The following is an 18,198-nucleotide window of genomic DNA, read 5'->3' on the forward strand; positions in this document are numbered from 1 at the left end:
ACTTGGAACATCCGAGCTTGGCGTATCCGAACTTGGTACGTCTGAACTTGGAACATCCGAGCTTGGCGTATCCGAACTTGGTACATCTGAACTTGGCACATCCGAGCTTGGTGTGTCTGAGCTTGGAACGTCTGAGCTTGGTGTATCTGAACTTGGAACATCTGAACTTGGCGTATCCGAGCTAGGCGTGTCTGAACTTGGTACATCCGAGCTAGGCGTATCTGAGCTTGGTGTGTCTGAACTTGGTACATCCGAACTTGGCGTATCCGAGCTTGGCACGTCGGAACTTGGTGTATCTGAACTTGGTACATCCGAGCTTGGAACATCTGAACTTGGTGTATCCGAGCTAGGCGTATCGGAACTTGGTGTGTCTGAACTTGGTACATCCGAGCTTGGCGTATCCGAACTTGGTACGTCTGAGCTTGGAACATCCGAGCTAGGCGTATCCGAACTTGGCACGTCCGAGCTTGGAACATCCGAGCTAGGCGTATCCGAGCTTGGTACGTCGGAACTTGGTGTATCTGAGCTTGGTACGTCGGAACTTGGTGTGTCTGAGCTTGGAACATCTGAACTTGGCGTATCCGAACTTGGTGTATCTTTGCTATACACAACAGTATAGATTAAGTCATTACTGCCATTATTCACAACTTGTTCACTTACTTTGACCAAATTGGAATCCGGTGCATTATTCGAAATCACATGATAGCCATCGACAGTTGGATTATCAACACTTGCAAAAGTTCCACTATCACCCTCAATCCAATCACTTCCTGTTGGCACCCCAGTATTAGGATCTAATGTCGCTGTTGTTGCTGTTGTTGAATAATAAACTGTTTTCGAATCATCTATTGGATTTGTAACTGTCAGGAATGTAATAGGAGTAGCTGTTGCTTGTGTTGCCACAACTTGATTTTGTTCATCAACATAATTGATTGTTTCGTTGACAGTCTTGGTAGATTGTTTGTATTCAGGAGCATAAACAACTGTGAAGTTTAAGTCACTACTATCGCTTGACACAGTTTGTTGACTAACTTGTGTTAAATCAGAGTTTGGTGCATCGTTGGAGATCACAGTATAGTTAGCAATGTTTGGATTATCAACACTGCTAAAGTTAGCGCTATCCCCTTGCGTCCAATCCGAACCGGTTGGCACACCAGTTATAGGATCCAGCGTAGCTGTAGTTGCGGTAGTCGAATAATAAATTGTTTTTGTGTTGTCAACTGGATTCGTAACTGTCAAGAATGTAATTGGGGTTGCTGTTGCCTTGTCAGCAATCACATTTCCCTTGTTATCAACATAATTGATAGTTTCGTTAATAGTTTTAGTCGTTTGAGTATAATCAGGCGCATAAACGTAAACAACTGTACCGTTATCGCCAGGTTTTGTTAATGTACCTGATGGAACAATACTTACCCCAGTTGTGTCGTTGTCACCCATTTTCAGGAACTTATAACCGGCGACATCCAGTTGCTCTGTACTATATGTGCTATTGACATTTGCGCCACCGTTAGAATAAGCAACTGTTCCTTGCGCCACTTGATTGCCCTTCGTATCAACATACTTTACATTGACGGTTGCTGCTTGCTTAAAATCAAAGCTATTGATTTTGAATTGTTGTAAGTTTTTAGAACCACCAGTTGAGGCACTGACAATCAATGCCATCGCCTGACTAGAACTATCAATTGTCTTAGTCCAAGTCAAGGTATTGCCATCAGTTTCAGTATAACTAATTGTTAATACTCTAGTGGCGCCATCATAACTAGCTACAAAGTCATGGAAATTATTGTCTAAATCATTGTCTTTTAATTTTTGAACAGAACTTGTATCTGTTTTGGCCCACCAACGTTGATAAGAATTCCCATCAGTAGCTTGAATTTCCTGATCAGAAGTTGTTACAAAGCCACCAAATTGAGGGTACTGACTACCACTTGGATCAGCTGACCAACCATAACCATTCGAGTTATTTGGTGAAACTTGCGCTCCGGGGAGAGCTGATTGAGGTGTACGATCATCATTGTGATAAGTATCCAATTTGAATCCAACTGCATTAATCAATCCACCAATGCCAAGATTACCACCGGCGTTACCAATGTCTGTCGTGTTACCATCATGAAAAGCGAAACCGATACCATCAGCACCACCTTTAGAGGATACTTTATTACCGAGATTTACTTGTCCCGTTAATGTGAAACTGCTGTTCATGTCGATTTTGCTTTTCAAGGAAAAGTTTCCAACTAAATTATTATTATCAGTTGTCAACGTGACAACGCCTTGAGAAGCATCATACGTTGCTGATCCGTTTAGTGAAAAGTAATCCAAAAAATTGGACGCCGTCACATGACTTATGCCATCACCAGTTTCACGTAGTGTAGCGCTAGTGTTATTCAATCCAGATGTATTGTCAGTTGAATCGGCACTAACACTTGCTGTTGCCACGCTAGTTAGTATAACAGTAGCAAATACTGAAGCATAAACCCACTTTTTACCTGATTTATACATTTTATAATGTTCATTTATTTGCTTTTCCATATTGATTGAGACTCCCTTTCGTTGCTCGATTATAGAATTTTTATAAGTTTTTGGTTATCAAGTCTTTTGACACTCATTATATAAACAATATAATAATCCCAATTTTTCATTACAATCTTTATAGTATCATCGATAATTATAATTATTATTAAATTCCGATATCTCGGAATATGTTCACCTCCATACTCTGGTGAACACAAAAACAGCCATTCTAAAATGCTGTTTGAATAGCTGTTTTCTTGTTAATTTTTCAGTCAATAATGGATAGGGAACACACCGTATTAAATAAAAAGATTGCAAGTGTCTAACTTGCAATCTTTCAATTTCTTACATTATAAAAAAACAAAATTACTGTATTACAAAATCATACCTGATTGTAAATACTTAGCGCTTACTTTGGGATTGCTATTGTGATAATTACCCATGCAACATACGACCAACAGCTGATAATAGCGCCCTGCGTTTGGTACGCTTGATTGCTGACAAATCCAATGACTGAATTTGATGATGAATGCGTTCACTAGCGCCCTGATCTTGAAAGGCAAAATATTTTGTTTTGTCAGCTAATTCTTGACTCGTTAATTGGTAATGCCTCTCGGCTATCTCACTAAGTGCAACTTGTAAGTCCCTGTCTTGAGTGACTTTGACACCAAATGGCAATTCATCCAAATCAATATAACTGCCAACTTCGTCCGCATACCGTGTCTGGTCAAACATATCAAAAACCACCGGTATTTCACGATAATAGGCTTCCCATGAAATGGATGAATAATCAGTAATGACTGTCGCAACCGACGACAATAGTTCATTCATTGGTCCGTCGTTGTCGGTCCACAACTTAACTTTTGACAACAATGACTGATCCAACGTTGCATGTAACTTGGGATGCATCATCAAAATAACTTGCTTATCATCATAATCACTCAAAATCGTTAGTGTTGCTTTGATATGTTGAAAATATTGCGACGCACGAAATGCTTTGTCACTGATGTCATCTAGCCATGGACGCCAGGTGTAAAATACAAGTATTTTGTCGCGCTTATTCAGTCTTTCTTGAGCTAAATCAATCATATCCCAACGCGCCAGCCCTGTAATCGGTGCGCGTTTGGCGTCATAATCTAGTTGTGACGTGACAATATTTTGCTCAAATAATGACGACGTAATCAATAGTGATGGCGCAGTTAATCTGTCACCATAAAAGATATTATCTAGCTTTTTGAAGCCCAACACACCATGCTGCAAAAATACATAAGGCTTCGTCCTAACAACATTGGCAGTTAATCCCATATTTTCACGCCAAAAATAAGCATGCCCCGGTGTCTCAGAACTCACAAATAATGACGCACGATGCAGTAAGTAAAAATGTTGAAAACTACCATGTATCACAATACGTTGCATCGTTTTGAGTTTTGAATAATCTGGAGAATCGCGTTTAATGATAAAATAGAGTTTTTCTTTTGGATAATGCGCTTGCGCATACTTGAAATAAGCAAATCCTGATTCTTGTGCGCGTTCACTGAGCTTTTCAAAGGCTAGCTGTGGTCTGTGGAATGGTTGGATTAGGTTGATCAATGTTGCAACCACAAACGATATACTTTGATAAAAAAATTCTTGAAAATGAAATCCATTATCGGAGCGATAACTAAACGAAAGATTGCCATTATGCGTGACAAATGGATAAAAAACCATATTATTCGGAAGTTTAATTTTAAAAAAGGAAGAAAAAAAGAACAGTCGTATAAAGTTCAAAAGACTAACTTTAATAGGCATCTTCACACCAGAAGTATTAATCAAAAATGCATCTGTATAGACTGGTTCCCAATTCTCTTCAATTGCTATTTTACGTATTAGCTTACGTGATAATTTAAAATGCACAAAAATTTTTTCATTTCTATAACTGTTGTTTATTTTTGAGCCCACGATTCGTTTCCTTTCTTCGCTCCGAAGGAGTCATAGAAAACAACAATAACAGCATTCAGAGTATTTTGTGGCACTGTATAATTAAACAAAACTATAGTTTATTTAAGCGCATTGGAAATCGCGTTGTCCAGACTAGCATTCAACAACGTCAAAGAATGTATCTTGCTATTATATCCGACGACATGCAGATGATCATAAGCGTTAGGCATATCGATATCAACAGGAAAAATAAAATTACTTTTCGAAAGGCGGTTTAAAGTTTTGTTGTTAAAAGAAAAGTGACTGTTAGTAATCACAAATTTTTTAAATTTAAATTCTGAACTATCAATCATTTTATTTATTTTAGGAACTAAATCAGTTTCTCTTAGGCCATCCAAGAAGTGAATATCGTTTTTACTTTCTAAATACCATTTTTCGTCCAAAACGGGGTCTACCGCTACAACCTTATAGTCTCCCATAATTCCATGATACAAGGCACCTGCGCCGCCCTTACTACTCCCCCAAAAGACTACATTATTTTTTTTGATATCCTTTTCAGCCATAATTGTAGAAATTAGTTCTTGCACTTGACTCTCATATTCTGGAAAATTAACAGTATTTATGTAACTAGATCCGTGTGAAAGATTATAATCCATTATTCTTAATATATATGTGTCTTTAACCAAACTTTTCTGTATATCTGGCCAAACATCATATGGCATTCTTTTGGAAACTTGTGGAGCAAAGCTTCCTGAGAATGGAGTAAAAATAACAACCATTTTGTCTTGCTTTTGCGCCCTTTGAGCGACTTTTTCCTGTATGATAAACTTTAAATCTTTGAATTCTTGTACCTCTGGGTTCAAAAATGGAAAGGTCTTACGCTTTTGAAAGTAGGAAATTCCATTCATGTGTTCACCCAGTATATAATCATTAGCCATTAATCGCTTAAATTCTTTATTAACAATCGCATTGTCAACAGCTATCTGCAACATACTCTTTTCTGAATGCATATTTATTCTTAGTTTATTAACATTCAAATCAGGATTATAGTTATCTAAGTAATCAACAAATAACACATCTTCACTCATCTTTATCCTCTTTTTAACTTTTGCGGTATACGTCAGAATTGTATCGTTATAATCTAACACGTAATTAAAATGTTTATTAATATCTTTGATGTTAAACTAGCATCAGTTAACAAATCTAAAAATTCAATATTTTGGTTTATCTTATTCTGTTTTTTTAACTTTTTAATTTTCTAGAGATGTTATGAACGTGTTTTTTTATAAATTGACTTTGCAAAAAAATACATTTGACTATCTTTTTTCAAAACCTTTTTAACCATTTTTTTCAATGAAATTGAATTGATCCATTCTTTGCTTTTAGTTATTGCTAAAGAACTAGTAGAGTTTTTTGTTGAAAAAATAAAATCAATTTCCTCCTTGGCGAGTGGTGAATGTTCATACTGAAGCAAATTTTCAATATGTTTCTGTACACGTTTAGAATTATTTTGATCTTCAAATGCAAAAAACTCTTTAACACGTGAATAATACTTATCTTCTAACACGAAACCATTATCCACTACTAGTTGTAATTCATTTTCAACTTCCTTTAAATTATCAAATACTCTACCAAACCCCATTGTTTCAAAATCAAAGTATCCCGGTTTATTATTAACATTCCCATCATCCATTTGATAATATATAGTCGGCTTATTTTGATATGCAATATCAAAATAAATCGATGAATAATCTGTCAATAAAACACTTGCTTTGTTCAAAAGATCAACATACCTAATATCAACCGGAGCTTCATTAACATAGTTTGGAATTTTGAAAGCATCATCCACTTCCCTAAAATGAGGATGTGGCAACCAAATAATTTCATTTCCAGTCTCAAATAAACTTTTTACTTTATCAGAATTCAATAGATTTTGCCATGAATTGAAGAAATGTGTGTTTTTAATTTTCTCAATTTTTGTAGCGTGCGAATCTGATTCTTTCCATATTCCATTACGCCAAGTAGGGGCAATCAAAATCACGCCATTGTTTGTAGTGGCATCTCGCGATACACTTGTATAACGATCAAAACGCGGAAACCCTGTCAAAATAATTTCATTTTCATCGTATTGATAGCCATAATCAAGAAAGCCATTTTGTTCAAAAGGACTAACAGTAACTAGCAGACGAATATCCTTTTCAATTTTTCTGAGCCACAAACTCAAGTCATGCTTCGTGACACCATGTTGTAAAAATACAAAATTGTAATGATAGGCATCCCTAAGATAACCGAAATCACGTGGCCAAGGTCTCATGATAGTAAGATCAGCTTGAGAGGAAATCAAGTTGGTGGCCTGTATCAACAATCGCTCGTGTTCTCTAGAACCGTACTCAATCAAATTAAAATTTAAACGCTGCAGACGTTCCCAATCAGATGATTCACGTTCTAAAATAAAATAGTTTTGCCATTCAGGATGATTTTCAGCAATTGTTTGATATAGAACTTCAGCGTTATCATCTGCTTTATCTTCCCGATCTTGGAAAATATTAATGATATTTGTAGAGCTTTTACTTTTCAAAGCCAGCATTCTGAGAGTTATTAATTGCTTTTTCCGACTATCAGAAATTTTGCTAACCAATATACTTTTTTTAATATCATTTTCCAAAAACTGTAAATTCTCAAGAGTATTGTTTAGTATCAAAAATTTATTATCATTAAAGTCAAACTTCAAAAGCTTGCTTTTTGCCCAAATATAATTTTTCTTTATTCCTTCTCCAATTGAAACCAACATACCGGAAAATTCAGTTTTCAATTTACGTTGAAAATAAAGATTTTCATATTGTACTAAAAACTGTAAATTGTTAGTATTTTCTAACTCAGTTAGTGGGATATGAAACTCATAGGTAACAGCCCCATGAATCGGTATGCTAATCATTTTTTGTCTTGCTGGTTCTGCAACAATTTTTCCTTGGAATTGTTTTTCACCATCGCTTGCTGACAAACTAAGTTTACCAGACCCCCACAAATGTTCAATCACAATAAGAAAATCTAAGCAATCCGTTTCTGGTCTATATTTAGCTACAAAAATTTTACCTACCAGCTTAGATAGTAAATAGCTTTTATTACCATTGAATAACTCCACATCGTTATTTTTAACAATTGCATTACCAATATTATCAGTATAGTCTGGCCATTTACCACTATATTTAATCCATTTAATTGCTTCTTTTTGTATCCACTTTAAATGACCTTGCGCATCTATAATAGAGTCATCTATAAAATGTAATATAGATGTCACTCGATCAAGATATTTTTTGTACCATTCCTCAGTTCCCAAAAATGGTAAATTCTCTCTCTTAATTTTCCAGCCCAAATCATACATTATTAACATCTGAAGCCATCTGTCAATTTTTCCATTATCATCTTTATACTTGTTAATTAAGTCAAGCATCATATCTGCATTAGGAATATACGTTAATGGGTCACTTCGTGAACTGTCCATTGCTGAATCTGCTGAATTTCTTGCGCGGTAATTATAGTAAATATTATTGATTAAAGCAAACGTTTTTTCAACTTCAACTATTCGAACAGCTAATGCTAAATCTTCACCATACTTTCTACCAACCTCAAAATTAATATTATTATTCAATAAAATATCCCGAGAAATGAATGTTGATGCAATATGAGCAAATATTTTCTTGGGCAATTTATCTATGTGAACAATTTCTTCATTTTTGGTAAATACTTTATTTAGTCCGTGCTCTCCTTCTTTGGCTTCAAACATCCTTATCGGTATTTTTGCAATTTTTACATCACTGTGCTGAGAAAAAAACATTCTAATAGACAGAAATACACTTTGATCAAATTTGTCATCCCCATCTAAAAAATTAACGTACTGACCACTGGCAATCTTAAGCCCTGCATTTCTAGCAACCGAAACTCCTTGATTATCTTGCTTGATGACTTTCACGTTATTAGGAAATCTCTTTTTCCATTTTTCAGCAACGATTTGCGTATTATCTACTGATCCATCATTGACAATAATTACTTCAATAAATCTTTCAAAGCTTATTGTTTGATTTATTAAAGAATCTATTGCATCGTCCAAGTATTCTCCGACATTATACGCTGCAATAATTACAGAAAACAAATAGTTATTCTGTACCCTCGATAATTTATGCATTTGATTATTATTATTCACTTCTAAATATCTTTGTCTTCTACTCATTATTATTCCTCTACTTTCAATCAAATATACTCCATAAAGTTTTTCTTAAATTTTAAATGTAAATAAGATCCAGTAATTAAAAAAATTAAAACTAAACTCCAAAAAATAATAGAGCAAATTCTGAACTGACTTTCAAATAAAATATCAGGACTAACCCATACATCGCGTATACCATATACTATATAATAAAATGGACTTAATCTTAGAATATCTCCAATCACATTATTAAGATTATCAATTTTAAATATGACTCCGGCTATCCACATACCAAGAGACATAAATAATCTTAAAATACTGATATAGTCTGGAATTAAAATAATAATTGTGGAATTAAAAAGTGCAAAGCTATAGCTTAATATTACAGAACAAAAAAAATAATATAATAACCATGGCCACTTTGCATTAAGACCACTACCAGAAAATAATAAAAACAGAGAACCCAAGATAAACAGTGCTATGAAAGTCCATATGGCTGATGCGATGGCAATTGCTGGCAAAACTGACAGAGGAAATTTCATTTTTGTCACTAATCCTATCTGTCTCTTGATAGCTTGCGAACCATTCATAATTGCCTCATCCATAAATCGCCAGACAGCCATGCCCACCATCAGCCAAGCAGCGTATTGCATAGTGTTGCCACTTTGGTTGACATTTCTCAATCCCATTCCAAAAATCACAAAGTAAACACTAACCTGCAAAATGGGGTTAATAATCTTCCATGCCTGTCCAAGGAAAAAATTCTGATAAGTACTTTGGTCACCGTATCTCACCATTCGTATAATCAACGGGAAATATTTAAGTTGTTCCCAAACAATCTTTGTTGCATTGATCATTGCGTTCCCCCCGTGGTCGGTGTTGTTGAAGAAGCCACACCACCTGCGTTTGGATCAACGGCTGATTGCTGAACATTGGCTGTATCAGCATTATCGGTGGTTGGTGGCACATAATTAGGATCTGAATATGTGGTTGCAGGTGCTTGTTCAGTGTCCGTGGCACTACCTGTATCCGGCACCACCGTTTCTTGATCATCAGGAATACCATTACCGTTGGCGTCTACCACTGTTGTTGCCGGTGCTTGCTGATCTTGAGCTACTGAAGAAGAAGATACCTGTGAGCTTGAAGTCGTACTTGCTTTAGATGACTGAGATGATGCCTTTTTTTGTTTAGCTTTTAATAGACTACTTTTCTTAGACAGAGATTCTTTAGCAGCCGTCTCACGTTTCATTTCAGAATCAGCAAGCGCATTTGTACTAGTAAAACCAATCAGCGCAATTAACAGCGCAACAACACCCCAGTTTACAAAGCCAAACTTCACATTTTGAATTTGTTTCTGCGTTTTCTTGGTCGCTTTTTTGACCAGCTTTTTTTGCTCTGATTTGACAGATTCAAGTTGTCTCATTGCGACACGAGAATGTGGCCTTACATCCGGTACTTCAACATTCAACTGCTGCCTTGCAATGTCGACAGCAGAAAAAGTTCTTTGCCCGTGTTTTTGTTTAACAATATATTCTTCACGTTCAGCCTTAGGCTTTTTATTGAATTCTTTTTGCCATTGCTCATAGTGAGACATGACATCAGTTGCCGGACCAATTTCTTTCATTTCTCCGAAGTGCATCCAAATGACACGATCTGCAATTTGTTTGACTTGACCAGCAGAATGGCTCACAAAAAAGATTGTTTTCCCTTGCTTTTTAAATTCTCGAATCTTATCAAAACTTTTATTAGCAAATGTTGAATCACCGACTGAAAGTGCCTCATCAATAATCATAATGTCAGGATCAGTATGCGCCATGATAGAAAAGCCGAGTTTAGCTTTCATTCCAGAAGAATAGCTTTTAACTGGCTGATCGATAAAGTCACCAAGTTCTGAAAACCCAATAATTGTAGGCATAACCTGTTTAATTTGCTTGTTGGTTAAACCTGACATTAACAATTTCAAACGAATGTTGTCTCGACCCGTCAATGCCGGTTTTAAGCCAGCACCAATACTAATAATTGACGTGTCACCATTAATTGTTAAGTCACCAGTTGTTGGTGGATAAATTTCACTGACTATATTTAACAGTGTTGACTTACCAGAGCCATTCAAACCCACAATACCAATCGCTTCCCCAGCATAAACATCAAACGTCACGCCCTTTAGTGCCCAGAAATCACGCTTTTTTGAACGCAAAAAACTAAACAAGTTCAGGATTTTTTCTGAACGTGTCTTCATCAGCTCAAAGCGCTTTGTAATGTTACTGACACTTATTTTTACTTTTTCTCCACTCATTTCCCAACTTCTTTACATTGATATAGTAGTTTTATTATGCCATAAACGTGTTACAACTATTTTTCAATATTCGATTTTGAATAATTATCTTCAAAATAACTTCTTATTTTGCGTGTTTCTACGTCAAATTGCGATTCAGACAGTCTTTTATCGCCGATAGTAATCAATAATTTTTGCTCGGGAATGGGATCACCTAGATAGACCAATTCCCCAATTTTACGACCGATAGGGTTGAAATGACCCGTCACTAATCGTTCATATCTCACCAACCAGTGGCTAATGTCACTGATTTCACGAAAACGATGATGCCCAGTGGCACCTTGTTGGCGACTATATTTTGTCATCACTGACTCATATTCTGATTTTAAATAAGCATAAGGAAAATGAGGATCAAAAAAACGTGTAAACGACGGCCAAGGTAATAAATACAAGTTGAGGATGTTAAGAACACCATAGCGCCAATTAAATAATTTGAAAAAATGTCGCCTGATGAGGTCTTTCTTTTGATAATTTTGATTGATCAAGGCTAAATTATTCACAAACAAGTGTGCAAATTGATCTACTGGATTGATGACATTGAAGCCCAAAATATCACGAGGTGTCCCTGCTTGGGAGAAGAAAACAGTAGATTTAATTGGTTTGTTAATAAACATATCATCATCAAATATCACAAAATGTTCTGACAAACCTTTAATTTTATGTATGTACATTTGAATCGCGTTGGAATTAAATGTTGGCAGTGTATCTGCAGGCATGAAGTCTGCATGTCTGACAATGGTCAATTTCGGATGTGTCTGGTTTAACCACTCTGGAATTTGATTGTCAGTCACCAAAAAAATGTGATTTACCCATGGTGCATTTGTCGCGACCATTCGGAACCAATATTTTAACGTCCCATAATCTCGGTAACGTTCATCCCCATTCAATGTGTCATCGTGAATAGCGTATTTATTTTTTTCTTTCAGCCAAGTTTCGTCCTGACCGTCTACCCATAACAACACAAAGTCGATCGGCATATTATTCTCCTATGCTTTGGTATATCTCTCTCATTTGTTTATCAACCGCTGCCCTATCAAACATCATCAACCTTTGCACGCTCGTATTAGTCAGATTCTGTCTTGGCCGCTGAATATTGTTCTTAATCAATATTGATAATGCTTTAACATCAAGTGGATCAAATACACGACCAATTTCCTCATTTAGAATGTAATCTTTGATGCCTCTAATATCAGCTCCGAGTAAATAGACACCATCTCTGATTGCTTCCAAACCGGCACGCGATAAGCCCTCTCTCAGTGACGGTAGCACAGCTAGATCAGCTGCTAAATGTAAATGTCGAATATTTTTTGTATAATTTAAAAAATGAATTTGGTTCTCAACACCTAATTGCTTGGCTAAATCGGTTAAATTCTTTTTTTGTGAACCACGACCGGCAATCACAAAGTGAATATCTGGCAAATCAAGCAGTGCTATCGCTTCAATCACAATCCGATGATTTTTTCGTTTTGATAGTTCACCAACAGAAATTAAAATCCGACTTGTTTCCGGCAAGTGATAAGTGGCTAACAATTCTTGCTTAGCCAACAGATGATCAGCGAGATTGTATTGATTCAGTAGTCTGAAATTAATTCCCACCCCTGGAACATATTGCGTATTTTTAGCGTGTAACCAACGTTTAGCTAATAAGAAATCTTCCTGATTAATCAGTAACAACTCAGACGTGCAAAATGAGAATAACCATTCAATAGGAAAAATCAACCAATTGATCAAAGCACTTGTTCTAGAAAAATGAAAACCGTGTGCTGTATAAACGACTGGCACGTGATTTTTTAATGCTGCCAATCGTCCTAATACCGAAGCAATCGGTGTATGAACATGAACAAATTTAAATTGATTTTCTTTCATTAAACGAGTTAAGAAAAACAACACTGCAACATTTTGGCGGAATTTCCCCAAACCACGTTCAACTGGAATATTATGTACAACAACTTTTTTGGATGCCAACCAAGCCATGAACTGTTCATTGCTCTTAGCAGACAAGGTCCCATAATGGGTAAAGTTAGCTGCGACGTGCACTTCATAACCCATACTCTGCAATATTTTGATGTTACGATGATTAAATTGTGCGATGAAAGAGGCCGTTGAGGCCATAATTAGTGCTTTTTGAATAATTTTTGAACACCTTCTCTCACAATAATCACAGGTATTGTTTTGAAAATAATTGACAGATCGCAAAATAGCGAGACTTCTCGTGCATATTCTGCGTCGAACTCCGCTTTTTGTTCATCTGTTAACTTTTTTCGACCCTTTATCTGTGCCAAGCCTGTAATACCAGGCATTAAGCTATCGACTCCTGATTCACGTCGCAAATCCAAGAGTTTTTGCTCATTTGCCACCACTGGTCGTGGTCCAATTAAACTCATGTCACCTTGTAACACATTGAATAATTGTGGCAATTCATCCAATGACGTATTACGTAAAAAGCGTCCAACTTTGGTCACTTTCTTGCGAATAGCTGCTCTCTCTGCACCTACTAATATTGGTGCATCACCTGTCATCGAACGAAATTTGTAGATATTGAATTCCTGCCCATTTTTACCAATACGTTGCTGTTGATAGATTACGCTGTCTTGCGTCGTGATTTTCAACAAAAACGCAATAAGAATAAATGTAGGTAAAAAAAGGATCACTAAAAAACAGGCAAAAAAAATGTCTAAAATTGGCTTTACATGTTCTTTATACAAACTTCTCTCAATCTCCTGAAATCCTAAATTTTCCCTCTCCCCAGAGGATATACTCATTCCTTATTATTTTATCATAAAATTCACATTATAAAAGTAATATATATATATATATTACTTTTATAATCTTAAAGGTATTTTGTATCAAATTCAGGATCTTGACTGGTCAAAATTTTTGGACCATCTTTTGTGATCGCCAAAGTATGTTCATATTGTGCTGACCATGAACCATCAGCCGTTGTAACAGTCCAACCATCTTCTTCGGTATGATCTGTGTTGACTTTCCAACCACCAATGTTAATCATTGGCTCGATTGTAATCACCATGCCTTCACGTAAACGAACGCCGTGACCCGGTGTCCCATAATGTGGTACATTAGGTTCTTCATGCATTGTTGGCCCAACACCATGACCAATATACTCACGCACATCGCCATAATGATGTTCAACTTCTGTATATTGTTGAATCGCATTGCCAATGTCACCAATGCGGTTGCCAACAACGGCTTGGTCGATGCCCAAATACATTGCTTTTTTAGTGACAGCCATCAAGTCTTTAATTTCTGGTGTGACTTCGCCGACTGCATAAGACCAAGCAGAGTCTGACACAGCGCCATCTAATCCAACAACTGTATCAACTTTGACTAAGTCACCATTTTTAAGCTTCAAACCTTTACGAGGTAGTCCATGGGCAACTTCGCTATTAATACTAATTGTTGTGGCATACTTGAATCCCTCAAACCCGATTTGAAGTGGCACACCACCATGACTTTCAATATATTCACGCGATTTTGTTTCAATTTCCCAAGTATCAATACCCGGCTTAATTAAATCGCGCAACATGAGGTGCATACCAGCAATAATAGCGCCTGATTGACGCATAGCTTCAATTTCTCGTGGTGATTTTAACTGAATCATTTTTGACTTCTTTCCATTTTTAGTACTCCATTTTATTATAGCATTTCGCCCCAAAATAAAAAGCACGCAATTGCGTGCCAACTACTACTGTGCCATTTGCTGCGTGATAGACTCATGAACCCGCTCAATCTCTGTTTGGCTCATCACTTCAGTTGACCCTAAACCACTAATAGTTTGAGTCGTTCCTTTGAGTTGATCCTGCTTGATCGTCCCAAAAGCATTACGATAGCTAAGCGCCAAATTTTTCATAGACGTTGTTGAAACATCAGTCTGAACATTATTTGAAATCGTCGTCAGTAATGCGTCATTAAACAGTGTGCCAACTTTAGCTGAGTTCTTCAAGACAGCCTTGATAACAAGTTGCTGTCTCATTTGACGACCATAATCACCATTAGGATCTTCATGTCGCATACGTGAAAACGCTAACGCTTCATTACCATCCATGTGATAAGTCTTGCCAGAAACAAATGAGTATTGGTTTTTTGAATCCGCTTGTGTTGTGTCACCTGCGGTGGTAAATGTCAGTGGTGATGTGACGTCAACCCCGCCAACGGCGTCAACCATTTTCACCAAACCACCCATATTAATCAAGATATAGCCACCGTTGATATCAATATTCAACAGATTTTCAACAGCTGACACCGCTGAATCAGCTGATCCATATGCGTAGGCAGCATTGATTTTCATTTGTTGGCCACTGACTGTTACTAACGTATCACGTGGAATTGATGTCATTGTCGTAACATTAGTTTTGGGATTGATGGTCATGACAATCATTGTATCTGTACGCCCTTTATAGTCTCGTCCCAATTCGCCAGTATCCGTCCCTAATAACAAATAAGAAACAGGCTTTTTACTAGTAGTGATTTTGTCCGCAGATTTTGTCGTCTTTGATGACTTCTGCATTTTAGTAATTGTGCTATTAACTTTATAATAAGCGTACGAACCTGTTGCAACGCCTCCAACTACGAGTAATCCAATAATCGTTAAAATAATATTTCGTACTGTGTGTCGCTTTTTTGGACGCATTTTTGAACGCCTTTGCATGAGCAATTCTCCCCTTTATTGTTTGTTACATAATTGTAAAATAGTATAACACAAAATGAACCTTAATAATCAATCCAAACAAAAAAGTCCACAAAAACGTGAACTTTTCATTAGGTATAAATACTACATTGTACCAAATAAACGGTCACCCGCATCCCCCAGACCCGGAACGATATAGCCATGTTCATTTAGTCCTTCATCTAATGATCCTGTATAGATATCAACATCTGGATGTGCATCTTGAACTGCTTTAACACCCTCTGGAGCTGACACCAATGTAATTAACTTAATATGCTTGGCACCACGCTTCTTTAAAGCGGAAATTGCATCCTTAGCTGATCCACCAGTTGCCAACATAGGGTCAACCAACAATACGTCACGTTGATCAATATCTTCAGGTAATTTAATGAAATATTCCACCGGCTCGAGGGTTGTTTCATCACGATACATACCAATATGACCAATTTTGGCTGCTGGAATTAATTGTACAATGCCATCAACCATTCCCAATCCGGCACGCAGAATTGGCACGACTGCTAGTTTTTTACCTGCTAATTGTTTTTTAGTAGTTGTCGCTACTGGTGTCTCGACAACCACATCTTCAAGTTGCAAATCGCGGCTAGCTTCATAAGTCATCAACATCGCGATTTCGTCGACTAATGCCCGAAAATCCTTAGTGCCGACATTTTTGTTACGAATCATTGTGAGCTTATGTTGGATCAACGGATGATCCATTTCAACAAATTTTCCCATGATAGTTTTGAATGAACACAAACGAATCGACTGACAACGCCGTATTCATTATTTCCTTCCAATTCAATTTACTATCTTAAATTATACCAAAAAATTGCGGTATCCGGATAAAAATATCATTCACAGAATGATTTGGTGACTAATCAAGTGCGGTAGCCGCTTGGCGACTAGTAACGACATAGGCACACAAACCAACAAGCGCACCAACTGTTGCTGGCACAACCCATCCAAATCCAAGGGCGGCAAATGGTACAAACTGGTGATAACCATTCACAACACGCTGTACACTACCTAACGACACCAAAGGCGAACTAGCAAGTGCATCTAAGACAGCAGGTACAGTGACAGCAGCCACAACAACGCGATACACTAGCGGTGAGTGCTTAAAATATTTGCTGAAAAGTGACAATAAAATGAGCACCAAAGCGAATGGATACAATAGCATCAAAACCGGCACTGACCAAGCAACGATATTAGTCAATCCTGCATTAGCTGTGACAAACGATCCAAACGCAATCACACGCAACCACCAAAGATAACTCACTTTTGGAAACACACGATGCATGTCTTGTGAGAAGGAGACGAACAATCCCATAGCAGTAGTGAAAACCGCTAAGGTCACGATAACACCAGTCAACGCCGTCCCAAAGTTACCCATGTAATGACCAACGATTTGAGCAAAGGCATCACCACCATTTGCTGATGGTTTGAATAATCCCAAACTACTAGTGCCAACCAGAACTAACGCTGCATAAATCAACGCTTCCGCGACGATACTTAACAAACCAGCCTTTGCTAAAACAGTCGATACTTGCTTTTTTTGGAACCCTAAGCCCTTGACAGCGTATACAACTGAAACGGCTAATGCTAGCAAGGCTATCCCATCCATTGTATTGTAGCCATCTAAAATGCCTTGAAATGCCGCATTACTTTGATACGCCACAGATACTGTTTGATGCGTGTTACCCATTGGCATCACTAATGATAATACCAAAACTAATAACAACAATCCCAAGAATAGCGGATTAAGATATCGTCCCACCCATTTCAATAAGCCTGATTCTTTAACCGTTAAGAAGTATGCCAACCCAAAGAATACAGCCGAGAAAACTAACATTGCTAATCCTTGATATTTAACCGGCACAAACGGTGCGACGCCCATTGAAAACGCCGTTGCTGCAGTACGCGGTGTTCCAAAAAAAGGTCCGATTGTCATGTGAATAGCAACTAAAAATACTGTTCCAAACCAAGGTGCGACTGGTTTGGCAATGTCATAAACACTTTGACTATTGGTGACACTAACTGCCATCATTGCTAAAAATGGCACAATAGTACCAGTAATCAAAAAGCCAACCGTTGCTGGTAGCCAGTTGCCACCTGATAATTGACCTAACTGGACAGGAAAAATTAAGTTTCCTGCTCCAAAAAACATTCCAAATATTAGTGATGCCACTAATACCAACTTTTGCCACGTTAATTTTGTTTCGTCCATTTCTTTTCTCCATAATAGTATACGCTTTTGCTTAATGTAACTCACTAAATCATCTGAATATTCATATCAATCCCTCTTCTCCCTGTATGATGAAAATAAAAAAGACTAGCCACCTTTTTTAGCAGCTAGTCTTTCAACATATCAAATCAGCTACCTATCATGTTTTGTCTGATAGGCGCAAAAAATTTCAGCACTTATCACTAACTAATGATAATAATGCTGATAATAATTTGTTTTGTTGTCGCGAATTGATTTGTCATGTTATCTTCTCATTCATTTATTACTAATATTAAACCAAATATCATTTATTTTGTCAACCT

General features: G+C 37.0%; 13 protein-coding genes. All 13 read right to left on the reverse strand.

The window, feature by feature from the left end; all coding sequences use genetic code 11:
- Nucleotides 1–2,529, reverse strand: a 2,529-nt coding sequence (locus IAE53_RS09595) for a KxYKxGKxW signal peptide domain-containing protein (protein WP_200554221.1), incomplete at its 3' end; no start/stop codon positions are given.
- A gap of 417 nt (nucleotides 2,530–2,946) precedes the next feature.
- Nucleotides 2,947–4,404: a CDP-glycerol glycerophosphotransferase family protein gene (locus IAE53_RS09600; RefSeq protein ID WP_368668224.1), complete on the reverse strand. Its 1,458-nt coding sequence runs from the start codon at nucleotides 4,402–4,404 to the stop codon at nucleotides 2,947–2,949.
- Between the two features lie 143 nt (nucleotides 4,405–4,547).
- Nucleotides 4,548–5,516, reverse strand: a complete 969-nt coding sequence (locus IAE53_RS09605) for an XcbB/CpsF family capsular polysaccharide biosynthesis protein (protein ID WP_200136011.1) — start codon at nucleotides 5,514–5,516, stop codon at nucleotides 4,548–4,550.
- A gap of 179 nt (nucleotides 5,517–5,695) precedes the next feature.
- Nucleotides 5,696–8,656, reverse strand: a complete 2,961-nt coding sequence (locus IAE53_RS09610; RefSeq protein ID WP_200136012.1) for a CDP-glycerol glycerophosphotransferase family protein — start codon at nucleotides 8,654–8,656, stop codon at nucleotides 5,696–5,698.
- 20 nt (nucleotides 8,657–8,676) lie between these two features.
- On the reverse strand, nucleotides 8,677–9,489 hold the full coding sequence (locus tag IAE53_RS09615; protein WP_200136013.1) for an ABC transporter permease: 813 nt from the start codon (nucleotides 9,487–9,489) through the stop codon (nucleotides 8,677–8,679).
- On the reverse strand, nucleotides 9,486–10,928 hold the full coding sequence (locus IAE53_RS09620) for an ABC transporter ATP-binding protein (protein WP_200136014.1): 1,443 nt from the start codon (nucleotides 10,926–10,928) through the stop codon (nucleotides 9,486–9,488). The genes IAE53_RS09615 and IAE53_RS09620 overlap by 4 nt, the downstream gene beginning before the upstream one ends.
- A 56-nt stretch (nucleotides 10,929–10,984) precedes the next feature.
- On the reverse strand, nucleotides 10,985–11,944 hold the full coding sequence (locus IAE53_RS09625) for a stealth family protein (RefSeq protein ID WP_200136015.1): 960 nt from the start codon (nucleotides 11,942–11,944) through the stop codon (nucleotides 10,985–10,987).
- 1 nt (nucleotide 11,945) lies between these two features.
- Nucleotides 11,946–13,079, reverse strand: coding sequence for a glycosyltransferase (locus tag IAE53_RS09630; RefSeq protein ID WP_200136016.1), 1,134 nt, complete (start codon nucleotides 13,077–13,079; stop codon nucleotides 11,946–11,948).
- A gap of 2 nt (nucleotides 13,080–13,081) precedes the next feature.
- Complete coding sequence (locus tag IAE53_RS09635; RefSeq protein ID WP_233610659.1) at nucleotides 13,082–13,729, reverse strand: sugar transferase; 648 nt, start codon at nucleotides 13,727–13,729, stop codon at nucleotides 13,082–13,084.
- A 68-nt stretch (nucleotides 13,730–13,797) separates the two neighbouring features.
- On the reverse strand, nucleotides 13,798–14,586 hold the full coding sequence (gene map / locus IAE53_RS09640; RefSeq protein ID WP_200136018.1) for a type I methionyl aminopeptidase: 789 nt from the start codon (nucleotides 14,584–14,586) through the stop codon (nucleotides 13,798–13,800).
- 84 nt (nucleotides 14,587–14,670) lie between these two features.
- On the reverse strand, nucleotides 14,671–15,633 hold the full coding sequence (locus IAE53_RS09645) for an LCP family protein (RefSeq protein WP_200136019.1): 963 nt from the start codon (nucleotides 15,631–15,633) through the stop codon (nucleotides 14,671–14,673).
- A 123-nt stretch (nucleotides 15,634–15,756) separates the two neighbouring features.
- On the reverse strand, nucleotides 15,757–16,386 hold the full coding sequence (upp, locus tag IAE53_RS09650) for a uracil phosphoribosyltransferase (protein WP_010296403.1): 630 nt from the start codon (nucleotides 16,384–16,386) through the stop codon (nucleotides 15,757–15,759).
- A gap of 139 nt (nucleotides 16,387–16,525) precedes the next feature.
- The gene (gene brnQ / locus IAE53_RS09655) at nucleotides 16,526–17,878 is read right to left on the reverse strand and encodes a branched-chain amino acid transport system II carrier protein (RefSeq protein ID WP_148423781.1); all 1,353 of its coding nucleotides are present in this window, start codon (nucleotides 17,876–17,878) and stop codon (nucleotides 16,526–16,528) included.
- Nucleotides 17,879–18,198: the final 320 nt, after the last annotated feature.

The organism is Leuconostoc sp. S50 (assembly GCF_016624925.1).
GTDB classification, from domain to species: domain Bacteria; phylum Bacillota; class Bacilli; order Lactobacillales; family Lactobacillaceae; genus Leuconostoc; species Leuconostoc pseudomesenteroides.

What these genes read in the sequence shown, in the direction of transcription:
- IAE53_RS09605 (WP_200136011.1), bottom strand. Translation starts at nt 5,516, where the DNA reads ATGAGTGAAGATGTGTTATTTGTTGATTACTTAGATAACTATAATCCT.
- IAE53_RS09610 (WP_200136012.1), bottom strand. Translation starts at nt 8,656, where the DNA reads ATGAGTAGAAGACAAAGATATTTAGAAGTGAATAATAATAATCAAATG.
- IAE53_RS09615 (WP_200136013.1), bottom strand. Translation starts at nt 9,489, where the DNA reads ATGATCAATGCAACAAAGATTGTTTGGGAACAACTTAAATATTTCCCG.
- IAE53_RS09620 (WP_200136014.1), bottom strand. Translation starts at nt 10,928, where the DNA reads ATGAGTGGAGAAAAAGTAAAAATAAGTGTCAGTAACATTACAAAGCGC.
- IAE53_RS09625 (WP_200136015.1), bottom strand. Translation starts at nt 11,944, where the DNA reads ATGCCGATCGACTTTGTGTTGTTATGGGTAGACGGTCAGGACGAAACT.
- IAE53_RS09630 (WP_200136016.1), bottom strand. Translation starts at nt 13,079, where the DNA reads ATGGCCTCAACGGCCTCTTTCATCGCACAATTTAATCATCGTAACATC.
- IAE53_RS09635 (WP_233610659.1), bottom strand. Translation starts at nt 13,729, where the DNA reads ATGAGTATATCCTCTGGGGAGAGGGAAAATTTAGGATTTCAGGAGATT.
- map (WP_200136018.1), bottom strand. Translation starts at nt 14,586, where the DNA reads ATGATTCAGTTAAAATCACCACGAGAAATTGAAGCTATGCGTCAATCA.
- IAE53_RS09645 (WP_200136019.1), bottom strand. Translation starts at nt 15,633, where the DNA reads ATGCAAAGGCGTTCAAAAATGCGTCCAAAAAAGCGACACACAGTACGA.
- upp (WP_010296403.1), bottom strand. Translation starts at nt 16,386, where the DNA reads ATGGGAAAATTTGTTGAAATGGATCATCCGTTGATCCAACATAAGCTC.
- brnQ (WP_148423781.1), bottom strand. Translation starts at nt 17,878, where the DNA reads ATGGACGAAACAAAATTAACGTGGCAAAAGTTGGTATTAGTGGCATCA.